Here is a 16723-nt window from a genome sequence, read left to right as displayed (position 1 = left end):
GGGCGGTGCGGGGGACGGCGGGGGCGTGCGGCGCGCGGTCATGTCACTGCGTCGGCTTGAGCGGCAGCAGGGCGCTGATGCGGAAGCCTCCCCCGGGGCGCGGGCCCGCGTCCAGGGTGCCGCCGACCATGCCGACGCGCTCGCGCATGCCGATCAGGCCGTGGCCCTGGCCGTCGGCGCCGCCGTCCTTGTGGAGCTCCTGCGGGGCACCCTTGCCGTCGTCCTCGACGAGCAGGCCGAGGCCGTCGTCGAAGTAGACCAGGCGCACACTCGCGCTGACGTCCGGTCCGCCGTGCTTGCGGGTGTTGGTCAGGGCCTCCTGCACGATGCGGTACGCGGTGAGCTCGACCCCCCGGGGCAGCGGGCGCGGGCTGCCCTCGATCTTGAAGTCCACGGGCAGTCCGGACTCCCGGCACTGCTCGACCAGCTCCGCGATCTGGTCGGCGCCGGGCTGCGGCACGTACTCGCCGCTCTCCTGGTGCTCGCCGGTGCGCAGCACGCCCAGCAGGCGGCGCATCTCGGCGAGGGCCTGGCGGCCGGTGGAGGAGATGGTCTCCAGGGCCTTTTTCGCCTGGTCGGGCGCGGTGTCGAGCACATAGGCGGCGCCGTCGGCCTGCACCACCATCACCGACACGTTGTGCGCGACCACGTCGTGCAGCTCGCGCGCGATCCGGGCGCGCTCGGCGGCGACCGCCATCTTGGCCTGCGCCTCGCGCTCCTTCTCCAGACGGGCGGCGCGCTCCTCCAGCTGCGCGAAGTAGGCGCGGCGGGTGCGCATGGAGTCGCCGAGCACCCAGGCGAGCGCGAACGGCACCGTCAGGAAGACCGCCATGGCCACATTGGTCAGCGGGGGCACATCGGGCTCCGGCCAGCGGATCTGCGCGACGGTCGCCGCGCACAGCCCGCCGGCCAGGGCGAACCGGGAGGCCCAGCGGGCACCGTTCGCGGCGACGGTGTAGATGATCACCAGCATGGCGAAGTCGGCCGCCGTCGTCTCGATGTCCAGGACCAGCTGCGCCACACCGGTCGCCGCCGCCAGCACCAGCATCTTCTCGGGCATCCGGCGGCGCAGTGCGACGACCGCGCTCAGCACCAGGGAGACGGCCAGCAGCTCGCCGAGCGATCCGTGGTGGTCCGGCGCCCCGCTGACGTTCACCGCGTTCACGCCGGACATCCCGAGCAGAACGAGCGCCCAGAAGCTGTCGACCCACATCGGGTGCCGGCGGAAGAAGTCGTAGAGGCGCTGCACGTCACCCAGCGTAGGAAAGCGTGATGGTCGCAGGAGTCAACCGGAGGACCGATCCGCACACGGCTCCCGTACTCCCCAAGGTGGATGCCGCGCCTGCCCGCGCGCCTAGTCTGGCCGGGTGGGCAGCATGGAGGAACGCACCGTGAACGCCGCAAAGGACGGCCCGGCGGACGGTCCGGCGCGGGAGTGGCGCGGCTGGCGGGCGGCGGCCGAGGAGGCCCTGTACGGGCCGGACGGCTTCTACCGGCGGCCGGAGGGGCCGGCCGGGCACTTCCGTACGTCCGTGCACGCCTCGCCGCTGTTCGCCCGGGCCGTGGCACGGCTGCTGTGCCTGGTCGACGAGGCGCTGGGCCGCCCGGTGGCGCTGGACTTCGTGGACATGGCGGCCGGGCGGGGCGAGCTGGCCGGCGGGGTGCTCGCCGCGCTGCCCCCGGAGGTGGCCGCGCGCGCCCGGGTGCACGCCGTCGAGATCACCGGCCGGCCCGGCGGTCTCGACGAGCGGATCGCATGGCGGTCCGAGCCTCCGCGGAGGATCGCGGGGCTGCTGTTCGCCAACGAGTGGCTGGACAACGTGCCGGTGGACGTCGCGGAGGTGGACGGTGCGGGCGTGCCCCGGCGCGTCCTCGTCCGGCGGGACGGCACCGAACGGCTCGGGGAACCGCTCTCGCCGGCGGAGGAGCGCTGGCTGGCGCGCTGGTGGCCGCTGCCGGCCGAGCCGGGGCTGCGCGCGGAGATCGGACTGCCCCGGGACACCGCCTGGGCCGCCGCGGTCGCCCGTGTGGAGCGGGGGCTGGCGGTCGCCGTCGACTATGCGCACTCGGCGGCCTCCCGGCCGCCCTTCGGCACGCTCACCGGCTTCCGGGAGGGGCGGGAGACGGCACCGGTGCCGGACGGGTCGTGCGACATCACGGCCCATGTGGCGCTGGACGCGTGCGCCGCGCACGGCCCCGCGGGGGCCCGGCTGCTCACCCAGCGCGACGCCCTGCGTGCCCTGGGCGTCAGCGGCGCCCGCCCTCCGCTGTCGCTCGCCTCCACGCACCCCGGGGAGTACGTGCGTGCCCTGGCGCGCGCCGGGGAGGCGGCCGAGCTCACCGCGGCCGGCGGGCTCGGCGACTTCGGCTGGCTGGTGCAGCCGGTCGGGCTGTCCGGGCCGGCGGCCCTGCCGGCCCTATTTGTCGATGTCCCCGACCACGAAGAACACTGACCCCAGGATCGCCACCATGTCCGCCACCAGCGTGCCCGGCAGCAGCTCGGTGAGCACCTGGATGTTGTTGTACGAGGCCGAGCGCAGCTTCAGCCGGTACGGGGTCTTCTCGCCCTTGCTGACCAGGTAGTAGCCGTTGATGCCGAGCGGGTTCTCGGTCCATGCGTACGTGTGCCCCTCGGGTGCCCTCAGCACCTTCGGCAGCCGCTGGTTGATCGGGCCCGGCTCCAGCTCGGCCAGCCGGTCCAGACAGGCGTCGGCGAGGTCGAGCGCGTTGTGGGTCTGCTCCAGCAGGCACTCGAAGCGGGCCAGGCAGTCGCCCTCCTGCCGGGTGACGACCCTCAGGGTGTCCTGCAGCTCCCCGTAGGCCAGGTACGGCTCGTCGCGGCGCAGGTCGAAGTCGACGCCCGAGGCCCGTGCGACCGGCCCGCTCACCCCGTAGGCGTGCACGGCCTGCGGCGAGAGGACGCCCACGCCCCGGGTGCGGCCCCGGAAGATCTCGTTGCCGAGCACCAGGTCGTCGTAGACGTCCATGCGGGAGCGCACCTCGGCGACCGCGGCACGCGCGCGCGTGGTCCAGCCGGCCGGCAGGTCCTCCTTCAGTCCGCCGACCCGGTTGAACATGTAGTGCATCCGGCCGCCGGAGACCTCCTCCATGACGTGCTGGAGGACCTCGCGCTCCCGGAAGGCGTGGAAGACCGGGGTGATGCCGCCCAGCTCCAGCGGATAGGAGCCGAGGAACATCAGGTGGTTGAGCACCCGGTTGAGTTCCGCGAGGAGGGTGCGTGTCCACACCGCGCGCGGGGGGACCTCCATGCCGAGCATCCGCTCCACGGCCAGGACCACCCCCAGCTCGTTGGAGAAGGCCGACAGCCAGTCATGGCGGTTGGCCAGCATGATGATCTGGCGGTAGTCCCGCGCCTCGAACAGCTTCTCCGCGCCGCGGTGCATGTAGCCGACCACCGGCTCCGCGCTCACGATGCGCTCGCCGTCCAGCACCAGCCTCAGCCGCAGCACTCCATGCGTGGACGGATGCTGGGGGCCGATGTTGAGCACCATGTCGGTGCTCTCCGCGGCGCCGCCGATCCCGACCGTGGTCTGGGTCGTAGGAGTCATGGACCCAGTCTCCCCTACGTACGCTTGCCCCATGGAGACGGGGAGCGTGGACGAAAGGCCGGCCGGCGGGGACGGGAAACGGGCGGACGGGGACGAACCGGTGTGGATCCCGCTGCCGCGCGGCCTGCTGCGGCTGCGACGGCTGCTGCTGGTGGTGTGGCTGGGGCTGCTCACCCTGGCCGCGGGACTGCTGCCGGGACTGCTGATCGGTCCCGTCTGGTCGGCGTTCGCGCTGCTGCCGCTGGCGCTGATGGTGTGGGGCTGGGTCCTGCTGGAGCGCAACTGGCGCTCCTGGCGGTACGCCGAGCGCGCCGACGACCTGCTGATCAGCCGGGGGGTGCTGTGGCGCGAGGAGACCGTCGTGCCGTACGGGCGGATGCAGCTGGTCGAGGTCACCTCCGGACCGGTCGAGCGGCGCTTCGGGCTGGCCACCGTGCAGCTGCACACGGCCGCCGCCGCGACCGACGCGACCATCCCCGGCCTCGACCCGGCCGAGGCGGAGCGGCTGCGCGACCGGCTCACCGAGCTCGGTGAAGCCCGGTCGGCGGGGCTGTGACGGCGATGGGGGACGAAGCGGTGGGGAACGAAGCGGTGGCGGACGAGAAGGACGGGAGGGCCGTCCGCGGCGAACGGCCCGTGATCGAGCGGCGGCTGCACCCCGTGACCCCGTTCAGACGGGCGTGGGCGCCGCTCGCCGTGCTCGCGGGCTGGGCCGTGCACGATCCCGACCGGGCGCAGCGGCAGCTCACCCGGCTGACCACGACCACCCTGCTGACCGGGGCCGCGGTGCTCCTGTGCGCGGCCGCCCTCTACGGCTTTCTGTCCTGGTGGTTCACGCGCTTCGCGGTGACCGACACCGAACTGCGCATCCGCACCGGCCTGGTGTTCCGGCGCACCGCGCACATCAGGCTGGAGCGGATCCAGGCCATCGACGTCACCCGGCCGCTGCTCGCCCGCATCGCGGGCGTGGCCAAGCTCAGGCTCGACGTCATAGGAACGGACGAGAAGGACGAACTGGCCTTCCTCGGCGAGGAGGAGGCCCGGGCGCTGCGCGCCGAGCTGCTGGCGCGGGCGGCCGGGTTCGCACCCGAGTCGGCGCACGAGGTGGGCGAGGCCCCCGCGCGGGAGCTCGTGCGCGTCCCCGCGCGCATGATCGTCGTCTCGCTGCTGCTGAGCGGCGCGACCTGGGGATCCCTGCTCGCCGCCGCCGTCGTGCCGCCGCTGCTGTGGTCGGTCACCCACAACCCGTGGACGGTGCTGGGGACCGCGGTGCCGCTGCTCGGCGGGGCCGTGACCAGCAGCGCGGGCCGCTTCGTCGCCTCCTACGACTGGACGGTGAGCGAGTCGCCCGACGGGCTGCGGATCGACCGGGGGCTGCTGGACCGCAGCCATGAGACGGTGCCGCCCGGACGGGTGCAGACCGTACGGTTCGTGGAGCCGCTGCTGTGGCGGCGGCGCGACTGGGTCCGGGTGGAGCTGGACGTGGCCGGGTCGTCCGACTCCGTGCTGCTGCCGGTCGCCCCGCGCGAGGTCGCCGAGTCGGTCGTCGCACGGGTGCTGCCGGGAACGGCGGTGCCGCCGCAGACCTCCCTGGCGCGTCCGCCGCGGCGTGCCCGCTGGTGTCTGCCGGTGTGGTGGCGCGGGCACGGGATCGCCGTGACCGGCACGGTGTTCGCCACGCGGCACGGGCTTCTGTGCCGCCGCCTCGCGCTGGTGCCCCACGCCAAGGTGCAGAGCGTACGGCTGACCCAGGGGCCGTGGGAACGCGCACGGGGCGTCGCCGACGTCCATGTGGACACCGGCGCCAACAGGACCGTGACGGCCCGTCTGCGGGACGCCGAGGAGGCGGCACGGCTGCTGCGGGCCCAGGCGGAACGGTCCCGCACCGGGCGCCGGACCGCGCGCCCGGACCGCTGGATGACCTAGGGACCGCTGGAGGACCCGGGGTCAGGAGGCCGCGGTGCGCAGCCCCGGCATCTCGATCGACTCCGTCTCGTCGTGGGCCGTCAGGTCGACGACCCGGCTCATGGCCGGCTTGTACTGGGACTCGGCCTCCGCCTTGTGGAGGGTGAGGGCCTCCTGTCCGGCCGGGTCGGCCGGGTCCTCGTTCCGGACGGCGTCCAGGCCGGCGGACGGCGTCCCCTTCCGGCCCTTCCTGCTGCTCTTCGTGCCGAAGAAGTCGAATCCGCCCTCGACCGCCGGACGCCGCGCGGGCGCGGGCGGTACGACGGCCGCCGCGGTCGGCACGGTGAAGTGCCCGGGGGGCCGCTGCGGCACGGACCGGGCCGGCCGTGCCGGGTCGGCCGCGGGGGCCGCCGGGGTCTCTCCGGCCGTGGCGGCGGGCAGGGGTGCGTGCGTGCCGGCCGTCCCGGGCCGCCCCTCGGGGCCGCCCTCCCCCGCGGGGCCCTGCGCGACACCGCCGGCGGTCTCCGGCGCGGCCTCGTGGACCGTGGCCTCGGCCTCGGCCGCCTCCGGGGCGCCCGTGTCCGCCGCGTCCTCCGTGTCCTTCGCGTCGCCCGTGCTGCCGAGCCGCGCCAGCGCCGCCCGGGCCCGCAGGAACAGCTCGGCGCCCTCCGGGGAGAACAGGGCGAAGTCCCCGGTCCCCCGCTCGTCCTTCGGGCCGGCCGCCTGCGCGGCGGGCAGTGCGGGGACTTCAGGGGCGGCCTCGATCTCCAGCAGACGGCGGCCCTCCAGCGCGCTGGCGCGCTCGGTCTCCGCCGTGGCGTACCGCCGCAGCAGTGCCGCGTGCTCGTTGCGCAGCCCCGTCAGCTCCGCACGCCGGGACCGCAGTTTCTGCTCCAGCCGGCCGCGCAGCTCGCGCGCCTCCTCGAGTTCCATCTCGAGTTCGGCGATGCGCTCCTCGAAGCGCCACTCGTCGCTCGCACGCGCCCGCGTGAGGTCGGCCACCTGCCGGCCGGCCTGCAGGTCCCAGCGGCGCATGACGACCGCCCCGGTGACCGCCGTCGCCGCGGCGATCGCGGCGAGCGTCCGCAGCACGGTCGCGTCCGTGACCACCCAGGGCGTCAGGGCGCAGACGAGCGAGACGCCGGCGATCGCCGAAGGAGGCAGAAGCCTGTGCAAGGGCGGGGAATGGCGGTGACGTCCACGTGGCATGGCCAGAAACTTACCGCGCACAAAACAACCGCGGCAGGCCGCCCGGCAAAAAGGCGACCGGACCGAAACCTTCGTGCCCCCAAGGGAGTTCCGGCCCTTTCCGCCCTTGCTCCGGCACGGTCGTCCAAGGGTCCGCGAGGACGGGCGTCCACTCCCCTGCGGGACCTGCCCGGCGCTCCGTGCGAGACCTGTCCGGCGCCCCTCGCAAAAGCTGCCGGGCGGGCCCCGGGACCGGCGGAAGGGCGTCACCCGGGTCGCGGGTGGTGCGGCCGGGCACGGGGCCTACGCTGAAGGCATGAGCAAGCACAGCGGGCGCGGCCGTGTGGCGGGCCTTCCGGCATGGGACCGATGCGCGGTCATGGGGGTCGTGAACGTGACCCCCGACTCCTTCTCCGACGGCGGCCGCTGGTTCGACACGAGCACCGCCGTCAAGCACGGCCTGGACCTCGTCGCCCAGGGCGCGGACCTGGTCGACGTGGGCGGCGAGTCCACCCGTCCCGGTGCCACCCGCGTGGACGAGGCCGAGGAGCTGCGGCGTGTCATCCCCGTCGTCCGCGGTCTCGCCTCCGAGGGCGTCACGATCTCCGTGGACACCATGCGCGCCAGCGTCGCCGAGCAGGCGCTCGCGGCGGGAGCCGTCCTCGTCAACGACGTCAGCGGCGGCCTCGCCGACCCCGCGATGGTCCCGATGGTCGCGGACGCGGGCGTCCCGTTCGTCGTGATGCACTGGCGCGGCTTCCTGCGGGGCGACACCGTCCGCGGGGTGTACGACGACGTCGTCACCGAGGTCGTCGACGAGCTGCGCGCACGTGTGGAGGCCGTCCTGGAGGCCGGCGTCGCCGCCGACCGCATCGTCGTCGACCCCGGTCTCGGCTTCTCCAAGGAGAGCGAGCACGACCTGACGCTGCTGGCCCACCTCGACCGTCTGCAGGGCCTGGGCCATCCGGTCCTCGTCGCCGCCTCCCGCAAGCGGTTCCTCGGCCGGGTGCTGGCCGGTCCCGACGGCACGCCGCCGCCCGCGCGCGAGCGCGACGCCGCCACCGCCGCCGTCTCCGCGCTCGCCGCGCACGCCGGCGCCTGGGCCGTACGGGTGCACGAGGTCCGTGCGACGGCGGACGCGGTGCGGGTGGCCCACGCGGTGGCGCAGCGGCGCACCGCCGACGAGCGCACGCCGGGCCCGCACTGCCCCGAGGGAACCCGGTGAGCGCCTCCCCCACCGACGTCGAGGAAGTGGAGGCCGCCAACACCGCCTTCTACGAGGCCCTGGAGCGGGGCGACTTCGACGAGCTGTCCGCGCTCTGGCTCTCCCCCGACGACCTGGGCGTCGACAGCAGGTACCACGACCCGGCCGGCACCGGTGTCGTCTCCTGTGTGCACCCCGGCTGGCCCGTGCTCACCGGGCGCGGCGAGGTCCTGCGCTCCTTCGCGCTGATCCTGGCCAACACCGACTACATCCAGTTCTTCCTCACCGACGTCCGCATCTCGGTCACCGGCGACACCGCCCTGGTGACCTGCACCGAGAACATCCTCAGCGGCGGTCCCGCCCCCGCCGGCGGCGACGAGCCCGGCCCTCTGGTCGGACAGATCGTCGTCGCCACCAATGTCTTCCGGCGCACTCCTGCCGGCTGGAAGCTCTGGTCCCACCACGCCTCCCCGGTGCTGGCCGGGAACACCGGCGACGGCGCGGGCGGGGGAGACACGGACGACGACGCATCCGCCTGAGCGGACGCCCGCCCGCCGCGCGGCCCCGGAACGTGACCGGAATAACTGATTCCGGAAAAGGGCCGGTTCCTTCCTGGTGAGCGGCCCGGTCGCCGGGGAAAACGCACGAGAAGACCTCCCGGATCCGGCTCGCCCGGCCCGTCCGCGGCCCGGCGCCGTCGGTCCCCGCGGGTAGATTCGTCCGGGACCGGGGGCCGCCCGCCCGCGGCAGGAGCCGGTCGCCACCGACGACTGCAGGAGTGATTCGCGTGGATCGTGTCGCGCTGCGCGGCCTGAGGGCCCGCGGACACCACGGGGTGTTCCCCGAAGAGCGCGAGAAGGGCCAGACCTTCCTCGTGGACGTCGTCCTGGGCCTGGACACCCGGCCGGCCGCGGCCGACGACGATCTGGCGAAGACCGTGCACTACGGCGTCCTGGCCGAGGAGGTCGTGGCCGTGGTGGAGGGCGAGCCGGTGAACCTCATCGAGACGCTCGCCGAGCGCATCGCCCAGGTCTGTCTGAAGCACGAGGGGGTGCAGGAGGTGGAGGTCTGCGTGCACAAGCCGGACGCACCGATCCAGGTCCCCTTCGACGACGTGACCGTCACCATCACCCGGAGCCGAACATGACCGCACCGTTCACCCAGGGGCACGGCGACCCGACCGTCCAGCCGGTGCCCGCCTCCGTCGTCGAGAGAGTCGACGCCGCCGACAGCACCCTGCAGAACCCCCGGCGGGCCGTGATCTCGCTCGGCTCCAACCTCGGCAACCGCCTGGAGACCCTCCAGGGGGCCGTGGACGCCCTGGAGGACACCCCCGGCGTCCGCGTCAAGGCCGTCTCACCGGTCTACGAGACGGAGCCCTGGGGCGTCGAGCCCGGCACCCAGCCGTCGTACTTCAACGCGGTGGTGGTCCTGAAGACGACCCTGCCGCCGTCCTCCCTCCTGGAGCGCGCCCAGGCCATCGAGGAGGCGTTCCACCGGGTCCGCACCGAACGCTGGGGGCCGCGCACCCTCGACGTCGACATCGTCTCCTACGCCGACACCGTCTGCGACGACCCGCATCTCACGCTCCCCCACCCCCGGGCCCATGAGCGCGCCTTCGTCCTCGCCCCGTGGCACGATGTGGACCCGCAGGCCCAGCTTCCCGGCCGGGGTCCGGTGGCCGACCTGCTGACCGCGGTCACCCGCGAAGGGGTCGAACCGCGGGAGGACCTGGAACTCCGGCTGCCCGAGTAATCGTTAAGGTCGGAACGACGCACCGGACGGGATCCGCACGTCCGGGCGGCACACCGTCCGCGCACGGCAGGCGACCGACCACAGTCCGGGGGAGCTGAAAGGACATCGTGAGAGAGCTGCGCATCAGGGTGCTGGCCGGCGTGTTCGTCGTCGCCGGAGTGCTGTCCTGGGCGGCCGCCCGGCTGTGGAACTCGGTGGGGACGCTCCCCAGCGTTCCCCTGGCCGCCCCCATCGTCCTCGCTCTGATCGCCACGGTCCTGCTGGCCACGGCGCTCTCCCTGCGCTCCCGGCTGAAGGCCCAGCGCGAGCGCCGTCCCGACGCCAAGGGCGTCGACCCCCTGATGGCCGCCCGCGCGGTCGTCTTCGGCCAGGCCAGCGCCCTGGTCGCCGCCCTGGTCGCCGGCATGTACGGCGGCACCTGCGTCGTCCTGCTGGAGCTCCTCGACATCCCGGCCCGGCGCGACCAGGCCGTCTACGCCGGCTTCTCCGTCGTCGCCGGCATCGCGGTCATAGCGGCCGCCCTGTTCCTGGAGCGGGTCTGCAGGCTCCCGGACGACGACGACCGCACCCCTTCCGGAGCCGAACCGGTGGCATGACGGCCTCCCGGCCGCCGGGGCAGCCTTCGCGGGCCTCCCCGGGACAGCCCCGGAAGGGTGTCACCGCCTCTCGGCTCGGCGTGCGGCTCAGCGCGCCATGATCAGGCTCATCGCCTCGTTGCGGGTGGCCGGGTCCCGCAGCTGTCCCCGCACCGCCGAGGTGATGGTCTTCGCACCGGGCTTCCGCACCCCGCGCATCGTCATGCACATGTGCTCGCACTCGACGACGACGATCACGCCGCGCGGCTCCAGGATCTTCATCAGGGAGTCGGCGATCTGCGTGGTGAGCCGCTCCTGCACCTGGGGGCGCCGGGCGTAGACGTCCACGAGCCGGGCCAGCTTCGAAAGCCCCGTGATCTTTCCGTCGACCGAGGGGATGTAGCCCACATGGGCGACCCCGACAAAGGGCACGAGGTGATGCTCGCAGGAACTCAGGACCTCGATGTCCTTCACCAGGACCATCTCGTCGTGCCCCAGGTCGAACGTCGTCGTCAGGACGTCCTCGGGCTTCTGCCACAGCCCCGCGAATATCTCCTTGTACGCCCGGGCCACGCGCGCCGGTGTCTCCCGCAGCCCCTCGCGGTCCGGGTCCTCGCCGACCGCGATGAGGAGTTCGCGCACGGCGTTCTCGGCGCGCTTCTCGTCGAACTCGCCGATGGTCCCTTCGCCGTCCAGCGTCACGGGGTCGGTCATATGAAGCCTCGTTCCTGGTGTGTCTGATCTGCGCATATACGAAATGCCGCGCCCCCAGGCTAGAACCTGGGGGACGCGGCGGACATTCCGGGTCCGTTACAACCCGGCGGCGGATCCGTCAGCTGTCCGAACGGTCCTCCGCGGCCTGCTCCGTGGCCGGGGCGGGCTCGGTGGTCGTGGACTTCTTGACCGTGCTGATGGTCGGCGTCGCGCCGTTCGCCCCGTTGGTCAGTGCGAGCTCCTTCGGGGAGAGCACCGGCGGGCGGGTCGACGGCGTACGGCGGGAGGAGCCGGTCCAGGCGGGCCGCGGCGGGCGCTTGACGACGGGGGCGAAGATCTCGGCGATCTCCTCCTTGCCCAGGGTCTCCTTCTCCAGCAGGGCCAGAACGAGGTTGTCGAGGACGTCGCGGTTCTCGACCAGGATCTCCCAGGCCTCGTTGTGCGCGTTCTCGATGAGCTTCTTGACTTCCTCGTCCACCAGCGCGGCGACCTCCTCCGAGTAGTCGCGCTGGTGAGCCATCTCACGTCCGAGGAACGGCTCGGTGTTGTCCCCGCCGAACTTGATCGCGCCCAGGCGCTCGGTCATGCCGTACTGCATCACCATCGCGCGGGCCGTGGCGGTGGCCTTCTCGATGTCGTTCGCCGCGCCCGTGGTCGGGTCGTGGAAGACCAGTTCCTCGGCCGCGCGGCCGCCCAGCATGTAGGCCAGCTGGTCCAGCATCTCGTTGCGCGTGGTCGAGTACTTGTCCTCCTCCGGCAGCACCATCGTGTAGCCGAGGGCACGGCCGCGGGACAGGATCGTGATCTTGTGGACCGGGTCGGAGTTCGGCAGAGCCGCCGCGACCAGGGCGTGACCGCCCTCGTGGTACGCGGTGATCTTCTTCTCCTTGTCCGACATGATCCGGGTCCGCTTCTGCGGGCCGGCGACCACCCGGTCGATCGCCTCGTCCAGCATCTGGTTGTCGATCAGCTTCTTGTTGCTGCGGGCCGTGAGCAGCGCGGCCTCGTTCAGCACATTGGACAGATCGGCACCGGTGAAGCCGGGGGTGCGGCGGGCGACGGCGGCCAGGTCGACGTCGGGCGCGACCGGCTTGCCCTTCTGGTGGACCTTGAGGATCTCCAGACGGCCCTGCATGTCGGGGCGGTCGACGGCGATCTGCCGGTCGAAACGGCCCGGACGCAGCAGCGCCGGGTCGAGGATGTCGGGGCGGTTGGTCGCGGCGATGAGGATCACACCGCCCTTGACATCGAACCCGTCCATCTCGACGAGCAGCTGGTTCAGCGTCTGCTCGCGCTCGTCGTGACCGCCGCCGAGGCCGGCACCGCGGTGGCGGCCGACCGCGTCGATCTCGTCGACGAAGACGATGGCCGGCGCGTTCGCCTTGGCCTGCTCGAACAGGTCACGGACCCGGGAGGCACCGACACCGACGAACATCTCGACGAAGTCGGAACCGGAGATCGAGTAGAAGGGCACACCGGCCTCGCCCGCGACGGCACGCGCGAGCAGGGTCTTGCCGGTTCCGGGCGGGCCGTAGAGCAGCACACCCTTGGGGATCTTCGCACCGACGGCCTGGAACTTGGCCGGCTCCTGCAGGAACTCCTTGATCTCCTGGAGCTCCTCGACGGCCTCGTCCGCGCCGGCGACGTCCGCGAACGTCGTCTTCGGGGTGTCCTTGGTGATGAGCTTGGCCTTGGACTTGCCGAAGTTCATCACCCGGGAGCCGCCGCCCTGCATCTGATTCATCAGGAACAGGAAGACGACGACGATGAGGACGAAAGGCAGAAGGGAGAGCAGGATGCCGACGAACGCGTTCTGCTTGGTCGGCGAGACCGTGTAGCCCTTCGGGATCTGCTTGTCCTGGTACTTGGCCTGCAGCGTGTTGGCGATGGTCACGCCCTGGTCGCCGATGTAGCTCGCCTGGATCTTCGAGCTGCCCTCGATCTTGTGACCTTCCTTGAGCTCGACCTTGATGGTCTGCTCGTCACCGGTGGTCAGCTTGGCCTGCTGGACCTTGTTGTCATTGATCGCGGCGACGACCTGGCCCGTGTCCACCGTCTTGTAGCCGCCGGACTCGCCGACGACGTTCATCAACACGACCACGGCAAGGACGGCCAGCACGATCCACATGACCGGCCCACGGAAGTATCGCTTCACGTCCATCCATACGGAGCTGTGCCGCCCCGTCCCTCCTGCCATAGTGAGTTTGATAAGACAGTTCTTCCGACGGTACCCCAGCATTGTCGCCCGAAGCGGCACAGGAGGACTGGCGTTCCCGTCTGCACGCTCCAACGGCTCCGGAACCGCCGGGGTTCCCGATCAACGTACGGCGCATGAGCCCTTCGGGGTTCAGCCGCCGTAGACGTGGGGGGCGAGCGTACCGACGAACGGAAGATTCCGGTACTTCTCGGCGTAGTCCAGGCCGTAGCCGACGACGAACTCGTTGGGGATGTCGAAGCCGACCCACTCCACGTCGATGTCGACCTTCGCGGCCTCCGGCTTGCGCAGCAGCGTGCACACCTTCAGGGAGGCGGGCTCGCGGGAGCCGAGGTTGGAGATCAGCCAGGACAGGGTCAGCCCGGAGTCGATGATGTCCTCGACGACCAGGACGTGCTTGCCCTTGATGTCGGTGTCGAGGTCCTTGAGGATCCGCACGACGCCGGAGGACTGGGTGCCCGCCCCGTAGGAGGACACCGCCATCCAGTCCATGGTGACCGGGGTGGACAGCGCCCGGGCCAGGTCCGCCATGACCATGACCGCACCCTTGAGGACGCCGACGATCAGCAGGTCCTTGCCCTCGTACTCCGCGTCGATCTTCTCGGCCAGTTCGGCCAGCCTCGCGTCGATCTCTTCCTTGGTGATGAGTACCTGCTTGAGGTCGGCACCCATGTCTTTCGCGTCCACGCGCATCACTTTCGGTCGGTCGTCCCACCGGCTGTTCCGGCCCGCCCCGGTGGGGGCGGCCGGTCGCGCGGCCTCCCCGGAGGGGGAGACCGGCCCTCTCCCCTCCTGAGGGAAGGATTCAGCCTTGCCGAATCACCAGTCTGCCACCCTGCCGCTGGGCGACGACCCGGCCGGGGAGGTTGATGGCCCCCTGACCGCGCCAACCGGTGATCAACCGGTCGACTTCCTCGATGTGCCGGGCGAACAGGGAGCCGGCCGGGGCTCCGGCGTCGATGGCGGCCCGGCGCAGGATGCGGCGGCGCACCGCGGGGGGCAGCTCGTGGAGCTTGGCGCACTCCAGCCGGCCGGCCTCGTCGCGGACGGTGGCCTCGGCCTGGCTGGCCCAGGCGTCGAGGGCGTCGGCGTCGTCGCGGGAGAGCCGGGCGGTGCGGGCAAGGGCCTCGACGACGCCCTTGCCGAGCGCCTTCTCCAGGGCCGGCAGCCCCTCGTGGCGCAGCCGGGAGCGGGTGTAGGCGGGATCGGCGTTGTGCGGGTCGTCCCAGACGGGCAGGGACTGGACCATGCAGGCCGTACGGGCGGTCTGCCGGTCGATGTGCAGGAAGGGACGGCGGTAACGGCCGCCGGCCCCCGAGACCGCGGCCATCCCGGCCAGGGAGCGGATGCCGGAGCCGCGGGCGAGGCCGAGCAGCACGGTCTCGGCCTGGTCGTCCCGGGTGTGGCCGAGCAGGACCGCACGGGCGCCATGGCGCTCGACGGCGGCGTCGAGGGCGGCGTAGCGGGCGTCGCGGGCGGCGGCCTCCGGCCCGCCCGCGCGGCCCACGGTGACGGCCACGGACTCGACCGGGTCCAGGCCGAGCCGGCGCAGCCGCTGGACGACCTCGGCGGCGCGCTGGTCGGATCCGGCCTGCAGGCCGTGGTCGACGGTGATCCCGCCGGCCCGGATGCCGAGCTTGGGGGCCTCGAAGGCGAGGGCGGAGGCGAGCGCCATGGAGTCGGCGCCGCCGGAGCAGGCCACGAGCACGAGCGGCGCGGGCGGGCGCTCGTGCGGGGCCCGGGGCGCGGAGCGGGACGGGTTCTGCTCGTTCAGGATGTCGTGGAGAACGCGGCGTACCGCCAGGCGTATCGCCGCGACCGCAGGATGGGGACCCATGTCCGGTTCCCTTCACGAAAGTCTTCGGGGATGATCCCGATACCGGTCACTCAGAGTGTGTAGATGGTGACAGAAACGGGGCTTTCCCCGAGCATCGCACGCTTGCCCCTCGCTCACGGTCCCTCGGACGGGTGATTGGAAGGGCGTCCGCCTGCCGTCGACCGGACCCGGTCGGCGACGGCGGTCACCGGTGTGGTCATGGCTCGCTCCTGGTTCGGCCCGGCCCGGTCCCGCAGTTCGGTCGTGCGGTCCGGTCGTGCGGTCCGGTCATGGCTCGGTCCTGCGGTGCACCCGTGCGATCCAGTCCGCCGGTTCGGCGATCTCCGCCTTGGTGGGGAGGGTGTTCGGGGAGGTCCACACCCGGTTGAAACCGTCCATGCCGACCTGGTCGACGACCACGCGGACGAACCGCTCGCCCTCCCGGTACTGCCGCAGCTTGGCGTCCAGGCCGAGCAGCTTGCGCAGGGCCATGTCCAGCCGGGAGGCGCCCTTGTCGCGGCGCTGCTGGAACTTCTCGCGGATCTCCGCGACGGTCGGCACCACGTCCGGGCCCACCCCGTCCATCACATAGTCGGCATGGCCCTCCAGGAGGGACATCACGGCGGTGAGACGGCCGAGGATCTCCCGCTGGGCCGGGGTCTGCACCAGCTCGACCAGGGAACGGCCGCCCTCGTCCTCCTCGCCCTCCGGACGGCCGGCGACCAGCGACTGGGCGGCGTCGCGGATGCGCTCCAGGAAGGCCATGGGGTCGACGTCGGTCTCCGCCAGGAAGGCCTGGATCTCGCCCTCGAGGTGGTCGCGCAGCCAGGGCACGGCGGTGAACTGCGTGCGGTGCGTCTCCTCGTGCAGGCACACCCACAGACGGAAGTCGTGGGGGTCCACGTCGAGCTCCCGCTCGACATGGACGACGTTCGGCGCGACGAGCAGCAGCCGGCCGCCGCCGTTCTCCCCGGCGGGGAGGTCGTGGGTGGCCGGGGCGAAGGTCTCGTACTGGCCGAGGACGCGGGAGGCGAGGAAGGACAGCAGTATCCCGAGCTCGACGCCGGTGACCTTGCCGCCGACGGCGCCGAGGACCGCGCCGCCGGGGGTGTTGCTGCGGCGCTGCTGCATCTTGCTGAGAAGCGGTTTGAGGATCTCCCGGAAGCCCGCGACGTTCGCCCGGACCCAGCCGGGGCGGTCGACCACGAGGACGGGCGTGTCGTGGAGCTCGTCGGTGTTCAGGCGGGTGAAGCCGCGGACATGCCCCTCGGAGGCCTTGGCGTGCCGGCGCAGCTCCGCGACGACGGCCCGGGCCTCGTCCCGGCTCACCTCGGGGCCCGGCCGTACGAGCCGGGTCGCGGTCGCGACCGCGAGGTTCCAGTCGACCATCCCGGGAGTTGCGGCACCACCGATGCTCGTCATGGGTCAACGGTACGTGAGCCCCGCCACTCCTGGCAGGACGGCGAGGTGCGGCAGGCCGGCCCGGGGGCGACCGGGGCGGCGTCTCCCGCGGGGGCGGCGACCGGGACCGCTCGCCCGGTCGCTCACCGTCACGGGCCGGACCCGTCCTTCCGGGGCGCCCGTCCTCCCCTGGGCTCCTCTCCGGCCGCGCGTCCTTCCGGGGCCGCTCGCCCCTCCCGGGGCCGGGCGCAAGCGGGCGGGAACCCCCGCCCGCCGTTCCGCCCCGCCGTCCCGCTCGGTCCCCGGGAGGGGCGGCGGGGCGGGGCCGGCGGCGGGATCAGCCGATCAGGGCGGCGACCGCCCGGTCCAGGGCCGACTGGG

At 72.7% G+C, this 16723-nt stretch carries 16 protein-coding genes; 8 read left to right on the top strand and 8 right to left on the bottom strand.

The window, feature by feature from the left end; genetic code table 11:
• Positions 1–43: 43 nt before the first annotated feature.
• A complete protein-coding gene (locus tag CCN35_RS22585; RefSeq protein ID WP_067393632.1) occupies positions 44–1249 on the bottom strand; it encodes a sensor histidine kinase in 1206 nt (401 codons plus the stop codon).
• A gap of 127 nt (positions 1250–1376) precedes the next feature.
• On the opposite strand from CCN35_RS22585, the gene CCN35_RS22580 reads away from it, so the two are divergent.
• Positions 1377–2453: an SAM-dependent methyltransferase gene (locus CCN35_RS22580; RefSeq protein WP_086794102.1), complete on the top strand. Its 1077-nt coding sequence runs from the start codon at positions 1377–1379 to the stop codon at positions 2451–2453.
• On the opposite strand, the gene CCN35_RS22575 is transcribed toward CCN35_RS22580, so the two are convergent.
• Positions 2418–3569, bottom strand: coding sequence for an NADH-quinone oxidoreductase subunit D (locus CCN35_RS22575; RefSeq protein ID WP_067393637.1), 1152 nt, complete (start codon positions 3567–3569; stop codon positions 2418–2420). The genes CCN35_RS22580 and CCN35_RS22575 overlap by 36 nt on opposite strands.
• A 31-nt stretch (positions 3570–3600) precedes the next feature.
• On the opposite strand from CCN35_RS22575, the gene CCN35_RS22570 reads away from it, so the two are divergent.
• A complete protein-coding gene (locus CCN35_RS22570) occupies positions 3601–4125 on the top strand; it encodes a PH domain-containing protein (protein WP_067393640.1) in 525 nt (174 codons plus the stop codon).
• Between the two features lie 5 nt (positions 4126–4130).
• Positions 4131–5495 (top strand): PH domain-containing protein, encoded by a 1365-nt coding sequence (locus CCN35_RS22565; protein WP_086794100.1) that lies wholly within the window; start codon positions 4131–4133, stop codon positions 5493–5495.
• A 21-nt stretch (positions 5496–5516) separates the two neighbouring features.
• On the opposite strand, the gene CCN35_RS22560 is transcribed toward CCN35_RS22565, so the two are convergent.
• A complete protein-coding gene (locus tag CCN35_RS22560) occupies positions 5517–6683 on the bottom strand; it encodes a hypothetical protein (RefSeq protein ID WP_086794098.1) in 1167 nt (388 codons plus the stop codon).
• 295 nt (positions 6684–6978) lie between these two features.
• Between CCN35_RS22560 and folP the strand changes: the two genes are divergently transcribed.
• The 5 genes from folP (at position 6979) to CCN35_RS22535 (ending at position 10217) form a co-directional block, all read left to right on the top strand.
• The gene (gene folP / locus CCN35_RS22555; protein ID WP_067393650.1) at positions 6979–7887 is read left to right on the top strand and encodes a dihydropteroate synthase; all 909 of its coding nucleotides are present in this window, start codon (positions 6979–6981) and stop codon (positions 7885–7887) included.
• Positions 7884–8405, top strand: coding sequence for a nuclear transport factor 2 family protein (locus tag CCN35_RS22550; RefSeq protein ID WP_067393652.1), 522 nt, complete (start codon positions 7884–7886; stop codon positions 8403–8405). Before folP ends, CCN35_RS22550 begins: the two co-directional genes overlap by 4 nt.
• A gap of 248 nt (positions 8406–8653) precedes the next feature.
• On the top strand, positions 8654–9013 hold the full coding sequence (gene folB, locus CCN35_RS22545) for a dihydroneopterin aldolase (protein WP_067393656.1): 360 nt from the start codon (positions 8654–8656) through the stop codon (positions 9011–9013).
• Entirely contained in the window at positions 9010–9621 is a 612-nt protein-coding gene (folK, locus tag CCN35_RS22540) for a 2-amino-4-hydroxy-6-hydroxymethyldihydropteridine diphosphokinase (protein WP_067393660.1), read from the top strand. The genes folB and folK overlap by 4 nt, the downstream gene beginning before the upstream one ends.
• 107 nt (positions 9622–9728) lie before the next feature.
• The gene (locus CCN35_RS22535) at positions 9729–10217 is read left to right on the top strand and encodes a DUF3180 domain-containing protein (RefSeq protein WP_067393664.1); all 489 of its coding nucleotides are present in this window, start codon (positions 9729–9731) and stop codon (positions 10215–10217) included.
• Positions 10218–10304: 87 nt separating this feature from the next.
• On the opposite strand, the gene folE is transcribed toward CCN35_RS22535, so the two are convergent.
• The 5 genes from folE to CCN35_RS22510 form a co-directional block, all read right to left on the bottom strand.
• Positions 10305–10910, bottom strand: a complete 606-nt coding sequence (gene folE, locus CCN35_RS22530; RefSeq protein ID WP_067393670.1) for a GTP cyclohydrolase I FolE — start codon at positions 10908–10910, stop codon at positions 10305–10307.
• 118 nt (positions 10911–11028) lie between these two features.
• Positions 11029–13071, bottom strand: coding sequence for an ATP-dependent zinc metalloprotease FtsH (gene ftsH / locus CCN35_RS22525; RefSeq protein WP_067393676.1), 2043 nt, complete (start codon positions 13069–13071; stop codon positions 11029–11031).
• 186 nt (positions 13072–13257) lie between these two features.
• Entirely contained in the window at positions 13258–13818 is a 561-nt protein-coding gene (hpt, locus tag CCN35_RS22520; protein WP_067393679.1) for a hypoxanthine phosphoribosyltransferase, read from the bottom strand.
• 112 nt (positions 13819–13930) lie between these two features.
• Positions 13931–14962 (bottom strand): tRNA lysidine(34) synthetase TilS, encoded by a 1032-nt coding sequence (tilS, locus tag CCN35_RS22515; protein WP_067393682.1) that lies wholly within the window; start codon positions 14960–14962, stop codon positions 13931–13933.
• 267 nt (positions 14963–15229) lie between these two features.
• Complete coding sequence (locus CCN35_RS22510) at positions 15230–16363, bottom strand: zinc-dependent metalloprotease (RefSeq protein ID WP_079129688.1); 1134 nt, start codon at positions 16361–16363, stop codon at positions 15230–15232.
• Positions 16364–16723: the final 360 nt, after the last annotated feature.

This window comes from Streptomyces thermovulgaris (assembly GCF_002155915.1).
Lineage (GTDB): Bacteria > Actinomycetota > Actinomycetes > Streptomycetales > Streptomycetaceae > Streptomyces > Streptomyces thermovulgaris.
The sequence above is the reverse complement of the archived record's forward strand: the minus strand, read 5'-3'. Positions and strand labels throughout refer to the sequence as shown.